This window comes from Bacterioplanes sanyensis, assembly GCF_014652515.1.
In the GTDB taxonomy this organism is placed as follows: Bacteria; Pseudomonadota; Gammaproteobacteria; order Pseudomonadales; family Oceanobacteraceae; genus Bacterioplanes; species Bacterioplanes sanyensis.
This window is the reverse complement of sequence record NZ_BMYY01000018.1, coordinates 35,072-43,734: the sequence shown is the minus strand read 5'-3', so window position 1 is coordinate 43,734 and position 8,663 is coordinate 35,072. Positions and strand designations below refer to the sequence as shown.

The window sequence follows — 8,663 nt, the reverse complement described above, 5'->3', positions numbered from 1 at the left end:
AAATTCTGGCTTCGGTCGAGCGGGCAAAACAATCGTTACAGAATTAACCGCATGGACCACTAGCAACAGAGCTGCTAAAAATTCAATGTCAGGCCTGTGGGGCGCGTATTTATCGTGCCAAAAACTTTATCAATCTGTTGGTGGTACCTAGGGCACCTCTGAATAATTCTGCACAGCTCTGCGCGAGTGCAGCAGGCTTTCAGAACAAGGCGGTGATGGCAGGAAATGGCCAGCCCTTTTCAACATCACCAACAACGTTATGGAAGTCTGCTGCCCGCGCCCTTTGGGGAGCGTCAGAGAACTCCAGCTCTGTGTTGCCGATTTTTGCTGTAGCTGGCTAGAGCGGCAAACCGGCTTCGTGATCTGGAGCCCCCTGACGATCCAGAGCGGGCACCGAATTATTCAGAGGTGCCCCAGATCCTGCCCAATCTGTGATGCTGCCTTAAAGTAACTGGTCAAAATAATCGTTGATGCAATCGCACTGTTCTAATGGAGTCGCGATGTATGTTTGGCAACGCCAAGGCTAGCCTGATTTTCAGTACGATCTTTGCGAGTTACGGCCATTATGCGCTCCGTTTACTTATTGCGTGGTGTGCTGGCTGGTTTCGCTGTGGTTGTTGGGCGAAAACGGGTAGGTGAACGGGCACCGTAAGCCCTGACTGACGAAGCGCGGGCAGCAGTGCTGATCGAAACCGAAATACGAGAGCGCGAGTATCTGCTGGCTTGGCATAGACGGCTCGTATTGCATGCCAACACAACCATGGGCGGCTACTGCCAGCAGTGCGGTGTGATAGGCATATCGGCCGTATCGGTTCACAAGCCGCTGCATGACACCGGCGTTTGATGCATTGACGGGTGCTGCACTGGTGGATTTATCAGCGTCAGAAAACAGGTGGTTAACGCTCTGGCGCAGAAGATTCACAAACGCTATCGCAGAGATGTCGTGGAGGGCCATCCTCCTCTGCAGCTGGCCCCTGAACGCGGTTGGCTCATGATTCGCGTCGCATTAGGTGTCTGCATTTGCCCTGCCGCTCCTTTGTATTTGTTTGTATTGTCAGATAAAATACAAGTATTCTTTTAAGAATACATGCGGATGCAATGATGGCGATTAACTGGCAATATCAACGGAGCGATGAGGCACAGCGCATGTGCAGTGACTATGTGGACTTGGGCGTAGAGCGCTTGGCCATGTTTGCCGATCGTCAAAAAGGAAAAACACACTTTTGCCTGCACGACCTGCTACCTGCCATGAGCAAAGCGGGTTACTTTTGCGTTTATGTGGATTTTTGGACCCACAAAGAGCGTCCAGAGCAATCATTCAGCGAGGCAGTGGCCGTTGCTTACGATCAACTGCCTGTGCTCAAGCGCCCGCTAAAGATGGATGGCTTTAAAGTAAGCAAGGCCGAAAGCGGAGCCGGCATCAAAGCAGAACTGGGCTTAGCCACAGACTCCCCACGCCAGCATAGCGGTGTGGATGAGGCGATGGCCTGGCTACTGCGCATGGCATCGCACAAACCGCTGTTTATTGTGTTGGATGAAGTACAGCAACTCGCCATGGATGCCGCTTACAGTGACTTCGTGGCCAAGCTGCGCAGTTTTCTAATCAACCAGTCCAAGCGCACACCCAAGCCCGTGAAAGCACTGTTTATTGGCTCGGATCAAACCCGCCTTGCCGAGCTATTTGCTGATAGTCGCGCGCCGTTTTATGGGGCGACCAGTGTGAGTGATTTCCCTGATTTGGGCAGACCCTTTGTGGAGTTTGTATTGGGCTGCTTCGAGCAGGCCACGGGCGTTGGTGATATCGAGGTAGGTGAGGCTTATCGAGTTTTTCATGAGGGCGGCAGGCTGCCTGGCGCTTATATTGGCTTGCTGCAGCGCATGGCCTCAACTCGACGCTTCGATATTGCCAAAGCCGCAGATGACTTTGACTATTTTGTGGATGTCGAGGCACTGCTAAAAAACCGGCTCAATAAACTAAACGAGCAGGACATTGCAGTGTTAGCGCTGCTCGCCCAAGGGTGGCAGTCTTTATATTCCCAGCAATCATTGAGAATGATTGGCAGCCTTGCTGGCAAAGCAAGGCCACCTTCGCGCGCCAGTGTCCAGGCCACCTTGAAAAAGCTAGCCAATCAAAGCTTGGTGCATACCCAAGGGCGCGGACAATGGAAAATCGCCGATGGGCGCTTGAATCACTGGTTACAGCAGAATACCCAGTCTTTATCTGCTCGCTTTAGCCGTCAGTAGCTTTAACCAAAGGCAGTGTTGCACCTATATGCTTTTGATTGGGGTCAGAGCTTAAGCTCTGACCCCGTGTCTGGATTTCCAGTCGCTAGAGACTGGTGGATGGTCTGGGCTAGTTGCCTTAACCAGCCCCCTGCGATTGGCGCTGGCCGGCAATGGCTTCTACTCGAATGGATTGTCCGGCGCGCAATAAATCGATGGCGATGCGATCGCCCGGGCGCAGGGCGCCAATTTGGTTCATGGCGGCGCGGGCGTCAGCGGCAGACTCATCGTTAATATGGGTAATAATATCGCCCACTTGCAGGCCCGCTTGCTCCGCCGGGCCGCCACTGTAAAGCCCAGTGACAATTAAGCCAGACAAGGCGTTGGGTAATTGCAAGGATTGCAATAATGCGGCGGTGGCCTCGCGTACCTCAATGCCAAGCCAACCACGAATGGCCTGACCATGACGGGCAATATCGCTTAAGGTGCGCGTTGCCACTTCGCTGGGAATAGCAAAACCAATGCCTTCACTGCCACCGGATTTAGAAAAAATCGCGGTATTAATACCGACTAATTCACCGCGTGCATTAATTAACGCACCGCCGGAATTGCCTGGGTTAATGGCAGCGTCGGTTTGAATATAATTTTCATACGTGTTGAGGCCGAGCTGATTACGGCCCGTTGCTGAGACAATGCCAAAGGTCACGGTTTGGCCCACGCCAAATGGGTTGCCAATGGCCAGTACCACATCGCCAATATTTAAGCTGCGATCGGACGCCACGGGAATGACGGGTAATTGTTGTAAATCGATTTGCAACACGGCTAGATCGGCTTCAGGGTCGGTGCCAATTAAGCGTGCTTGTGCTTCACGACCATCGCGCAATGCCACCACAATTTCATCGGCACCGCTAATCACGTGGTTATTGGTCAGTACGTAACCCTGCTCAGATAAAATCACCCCAGAGCCCAAACTCGATTGCACTCGCTGGTCAGGCTCGCGGGTGCTGCGGAAAAACTGGCGAAATAACGGGTCGTCAAATAAAGGATGGCGCTGGCGTTGTACGCGCTTGCGAGTAAATACATTCACTACCGCGGGTGCCGCGCGCTCTACCGCCTGTGCATAGCTGACGGGGCCGCTACTAAGTGGCGCTTGGGCTGTCTGTCCTGGTTGCTGTGGCAACACCCAGTGCGGCGCCCACAGCAAAATACTTTGCGCCAAAATCAAACCCAGCAAAGCAGGAAGAACAACGCGCTGTAACAATGAACCCGGGATGCTGGGCATGGGCGAACCTCGTTATACTGTGGGCATTTTCAATATCAGTCAGGCAGTCTGCTGCCTTATCAGGAGTGAACTATGACCGATCGTCGCCGCATTCTGAACCATTTGAACGATTTGTTGCAAAGTGACCGCATTCGCGACTACTGCCCCAATGGCTTGCAGGTGCAAGGTCGTGAGCAAGTGGCGCATATTGTTACTGGTGTCACGGCGAACCAGGCATTGATCGATGCAGCGATTGAGCGCGGTGCCGATACCTTGTTGGTGCATCATGGTTATTTCTGGAAAGGTGAAGATGCCTGCATCACCGGCATCAAACGCGAGCGCCTCAAGGCCTTATTGCAGCATGACATCAACTTATTTGCTTACCACTTGCCATTGGATGTGCATCCAACTTTGGGCAATAACGCTCAGCTGGCCAATGTGCTGGAGCTTTCTATGGACGGGCCAATTAACTCGGCTGACCCCAGCATGCCTGGCAATGTCGGTCGTTTACCACAGCCGATGACAGGGCGTGAGTTCTCGCAATGGATTGCTGAGCGTTTGCAGCGCCCACCGCTGCACATTGGTGAGGACAACGACGTTATCGAAACCGTCGCCTGGTGCACCGGCGGTGCTCAGGGCTATTTGCAAGCGGCGATCGATGCCGGTGTCGATGCTTATATTACCGGTGAAATTAATGAGCCGGCGGTGCATTTAGCGCGCGAAACTGGCACCCATTTTTACAGTGCTGGCCATCATGCGACGGAGCGCTACGGTGCTAAAGCGTTGGGCGAGCATTTGGCAGCAGAGTTTGGTGTGACGGTGGAGTTTATCGATGTCGATAACCCAGTTTGAGCGGTTGACAAAGGCGTGATTGGTCGTCAAGTGTTCCATGGTTATTGGAGTGTATGAGCTATCCTGAAAAGGATGTTTTTTTAACGAGGGTAGCTTATGCGTTGGTTGTCACTGCTATTGATGGCAATTGCGGCGTCGTCTCAGGCGGCTGAGGTCAAGATGAGTGTGGGGCTGGCCTTGCCGCCTTACGTCATTGCCGATGAAAATCGTGGCATGGAGTTGGATATTGTCAGAGCGGCATTGGAGCAAAAAGGCCACACACTGAGCGTCAAATACGTTCCCTTTATGCGGGTGAAAACCTCGCTAGAAGAGGGCAAGGTCGATGCAGCGATGACGGTGAACGAATCGTCTGGCCTAAGCGGTGTGCATTATTCCGATGTGCACATGACCTACCAGAACGTGGCCATCGGCCTAGAGAAAAATGGCTTTAATGTCGCCGGTGTGACGGATCTGGGGCGTTTTTCCATCATCGCCTTTCAAGACGCAACCAAATACCTGGGCAAAGAGTTTGCGGCCATGGCAAAGTCCAATTCTGGCTACAAAGAAATGGCGCGCCAAGAGGCACAAATTAAATTGCTCTTTGCCGGTCGCACGCAGTTGGTAGTGATGGATCGTAATATTTTTACCTACTATCGCGGTTCAGAAACGTCCGTTGATGTGTCGGCTCCCGTCAGCTTATTTGAGGTGTTTCCTCCAACGGACTACAAAGTCGCTTTTGGCAGCGCGGCCATACGCGATGATTTTAACGCCGGGCTTGCTCAGTTAAAAAGCAGTGGTCGCTACCAGCAGATCATGGATGGGTATTTAAAATAATTCCTATGGCGCTTTACGCGCCCCAATAAAAAAAGGGCCTTGAATGAGGGCCCTTTTTTTATTGAGTCAGTCCACCGCTTTGATCAGCACTGAATGCTCCAGCATAAGTTGCTCTTCACCATTATCGAGCTGCAGCTGAATGATGGCCATGGTGTCTTGTTCAACATCGGCGGCCAAATAGCGTGCCACGACCTCATCATGGTATTGCAGTTGCAGGCCTTCGCCACTGAGCCAGCGGCGCTTTAAACGCTTGCCAGACTCCGACCCGGTGGTAGCGCTGACCACCAACTCTTGCTGCTCAACGACCTGGCCGGGGCCATGAATCGTGCCGCTGATATCACTGTTTGGTTTGAGCGCGTGTTGGCTACAACCGGCCAGCAAAGAGAGGCTGAGTGAAGCAACAGCAAGGGTCAATGTGGGTTTCATAATAAGTCCTGCAATAAAAGGGGCTGAGGGCCAGCCCCGCTAGAGTTAACGCCGATCAGTCAAATCATAGTCTGCTGGTACATTAAAGCGGCTGTCACGCTGCTGCGATACCTCAATGCCGGTAACGTCATAAATGTACTTCAGAACCGGCTCATTTGGGTCTGGTTTGAAGTAGTCAGCTGCTTGTTGGCTGGCTTGCTCTTTCAGCAAGCTGCCAGCAATGCTGCTGATGGAACCCATGCCGCCACCGAAGCCTGCTGGCTCCTCTTGTTGGCCGGCTTCTGCCTGCATGCGGCGCTCTTCTGGGCAGGTATTGGATTCGACGTACCACTCAAATTTCAGAGATACTGGGTAGCCTTCAAGCGCGTTTAGCTTTTGCACGATGGGGGATGTGCTGCTGAGCAGTTGTTTATCGGTGTCGCCAGCAATGCCGGAGATCACTTTGTAAACATCTTCGCTCAGATAGCGCGCCATGGGGTTGTCGCCAGCGACTTTGGCCAGGTAGCGCTGTTGGAACTGGCCATTGATTTGCCAGCTGCGCTGCATGGCGGCATCGGCATCAACCATCCAGAAGTCCAGCGTGAACAGGTTTTTGTCGACGTTGCCGTGTTGGTCTTTAACGCCGATTTCCCAGCTGGCAATGTACTGATCAGCGGTGAAGCCATTGACGACGCGGCCTGTGGCTTTGGGCGTGACTTTGAAGGTTGGCTTAAGCGGAGTCAGCTCACAGCTGCCGCCAGCGCTTGGGTCGTAATCGTCATCACTGCTGTCATCGGCTTGCATTTCGCCACTGTCCATCTTGGCTTTCATTTGCTCCCACATAGAAGCACCGCAGCCGGTGAGTGGACACTCTTTGTAGGTTTCGTCGTCGTTGTCCAAAACCCACAACAGGTTGTTGTCAAGACGCATAATATGTGAGGTATCCGAGCCACCAAACATGGAGTTCATAAACCAATTGTCGAACTTCAGGGTGTAGTCGATACGACGGCGATCAGGGCGGGTATACACTGTTTGAGTGCCACGGGAGTCGGGCAAAATATTGCCGGCCAATGAATATTTGCTGGTCAAAATAGCCGTTTCACGCAGCGGTGTGGTGTCCTTTGGGGTACTGGCACAGCCGGCCGTCAGTGCGGTAGCAACGGCAACGGCCAGCAAAGAAGTAGCGTTCTTCACGATGGCATCCTTACTGTGAGGGTAAACAAGAACCGCGAGCATACTGAGCTGGGCGCGTGAAGTCTATGCGACAAAATCGGGTGCTTGTTAGTCTGTGACTAGGCTCGCAGTCAGACAGGGCACGCATCACAGGCTGTGGGTGGCGGATATGAGCACACCCAGGGCTGAAATCAATTTACCCGACGGGGGCTTTCTGGTAATCTGCCCTCCCATCTTGAGTGAAGGTTCCCAGCCTTCCAGCTAACACCTTATCTATAATTCGCGGACCCTCTATGACTCGATTTATCTTCGTCACAGGTGGTGTTGTTTCTTCGTTGGGGAAAGGCATCGCCTCGGCGTCTCTGGCTGCCATTTTGGAAGCCAGGGGCTTGAAAGTCACCATGTTAAAACTGGATCCGTACATCAACGTCGATCCCGGCACCATGAGCCCGTTCCAGCATGGTGAGGTGTTCGTAACCGAAGATGGCGCCGAAACAGACCTCGACTTGGGTCACTACGAACGTTTTATTCGTACCACCATGTCGCGCAAAAACAACTTCACCACTGGCCGCATCTACACCGATGTACTGGCCAAAGAACGTCGTGGTGATTACCTCGGCGGTACGGTGCAGGTGATTCCGCACATCACTGACGAGATCAAGCGTCGGGTGGTCGAAGGTGCGGAAGGTGCCGATGTGGCACTGGTAGAAATCGGTGGCACTGTGGGTGACATCGAGTCGCAACCATTCTTGGAAGCGGTTCGCCAAATGAAGGTGGAACTGGGCAGTAAGCGCGCCCTGTCATTGCACCTGACCTTGGTTCCCTACATTGCCACTGCTGGCGAAACCAAAACCAAGCCGACCCAGCATTCTGTTAAAGAAATGCGCACCATCGGCTTGCAGCCAGATGTGCTGATCTGCCGCTCAGATCATAAAATCGACGCCTCGGCGCTGCGCAAAATTGCGCTGTTTACCAACGTAGAAGAGCGCGCCGTGGTACCGCTGGAAGACGCGGACACCATCTATAAAATTCCACGCATGCTGTCAGAAGCTGGCCTCGATGATTTGATTGTCGATAAGTTCGATCTGGCGTGCGGTGAAGCCGACTTAAGCGAATGGGACGCCGTGGCCGACGCCAAGCTGAACCCAGAGCAAGAAATCACCATCGCCATGGTCGGCAAGTACATGGACTTGCTGGACGCCTATAAGTCATTGATCGAAGCCATCGATCACGCTGGCATCCAGCATCGTGCCAAGGTCAAGATCCGTTACATTGATGCCGAAGACATCGAACGCAAAGGCGTTGAGTTGCTGGCCGGAGTGTCTGCCATTTTGGTGCCAGGCGGTTTTGGCAACCGTGGTGTCGATGGCAAGATCCGCACCGTGCAGTACGCTCGTGAAAACAAGATTCCATTCCTCGGCATTTGCTTAGGCATGCAGTCGGCGGTGATCGAGTTCGCGCGCAATGTTGTGGGCTGGAAAGACGCCAATTCCACCGAGTTTGATCCCAATAGCCAACATCCAGTGGTGGGCCTGATTACCGAATGGACCGATGCCTCGGGTCAGACCGAAGTGCGTGATGAAAACTCAGATCTGGGTGGCACCATGCGTTTGGGCGGCCAAGAGTGTCGTTTGGCGCCAGAATCGAATACTGCCAAAGCCTACGGTGAGGAAATCATCGTTGAGCGTCACCGTCACCGCTATGAAGTGAACGCCACTATTATTGCCGAGCTAGAAAAGCACGGTTTGCGCATCGCCGGTCGTTCCATTGATGGCGATCTGGTGGAAGTGGTGGAAGTCGCCGACCACCCTTGGTTTGTGGGTTGTCAGTTCCATCCGGAGTTTACCTCCACCCCACGTGACGGCCACGGCCTGTTTAAAGCATTTATCGCCGCTGCGCTTGAGCAGAACGCGAACTGAGTTATTGCCACCGGGCA

The 8,663-nt window shown here is 53.2% G+C and carries 8 protein-coding genes; 4 read left to right on the top strand and 4 right to left on the bottom strand.

Going from position 1 to position 8,663, the window contains the following annotated elements:
* Positions 1-580: 580 nt before the first annotated feature.
* Positions 581-955, bottom strand: a complete 375-nt coding sequence (locus tag IE090_RS17245; protein ID WP_189390369.1) for a hypothetical protein — start codon at positions 953-955, stop codon at positions 581-583.
* A 146-nt stretch (positions 956-1,101) separates the two neighbouring features.
* Between IE090_RS17245 and IE090_RS17240 the strand changes: the two genes are divergently transcribed.
* Positions 1,102-2,244: an ATP-binding protein gene (locus IE090_RS17240; RefSeq protein ID WP_229815819.1), complete on the top strand. Its 1,143-nt coding sequence runs from the start codon at positions 1,102-1,104 to the stop codon at positions 2,242-2,244.
* A gap of 118 nt (positions 2,245-2,362) precedes the next feature.
* On the opposite strand, the gene IE090_RS17235 is transcribed toward IE090_RS17240, so the two are convergent.
* Positions 2,363-3,505, bottom strand: a complete 1,143-nt coding sequence (locus tag IE090_RS17235; protein WP_189390367.1) for a trypsin-like peptidase domain-containing protein — start codon at positions 3,503-3,505, stop codon at positions 2,363-2,365.
* Between the two features lie 72 nt (positions 3,506-3,577).
* Here IE090_RS17235 and IE090_RS17230 point away from each other — a divergent pair, with 72 nt between their 5' ends.
* Positions 3,578-4,336, top strand: coding sequence for a Nif3-like dinuclear metal center hexameric protein (locus IE090_RS17230; protein ID WP_189390366.1), 759 nt, complete (start codon positions 3,578-3,580; stop codon positions 4,334-4,336).
* A gap of 96 nt (positions 4,337-4,432) precedes the next feature.
* On the top strand, positions 4,433-5,149 hold the full coding sequence (locus tag IE090_RS17225; protein WP_189390365.1) for a substrate-binding periplasmic protein: 717 nt from the start codon (positions 4,433-4,435) through the stop codon (positions 5,147-5,149).
* 66 nt (positions 5,150-5,215) lie between these two features.
* Here the strand turns inward: IE090_RS17225 and IE090_RS17220 are convergent, their stop codons facing one another.
* Positions 5,216-5,575, bottom strand: a complete 360-nt coding sequence (locus IE090_RS17220; protein WP_189390364.1) for a hypothetical protein — start codon at positions 5,573-5,575, stop codon at positions 5,216-5,218.
* 45 nt (positions 5,576-5,620) lie between these two features.
* A complete protein-coding gene (locus IE090_RS17215) occupies positions 5,621-6,748 on the bottom strand; it encodes a hypothetical protein (protein ID WP_189390363.1) in 1,128 nt (375 codons plus the stop codon).
* Positions 6,749-7,020: 272 nt separating this feature from the next.
* On the opposite strand from IE090_RS17215, the gene pyrG reads away from it, so the two are divergent.
* A complete protein-coding gene (gene pyrG / locus IE090_RS17210) occupies positions 7,021-8,646 on the top strand; it encodes a CTP synthase (protein ID WP_189390362.1) in 1,626 nt (541 codons plus the stop codon).
* Positions 8,647-8,663 lie beyond the last annotated feature (17 nt).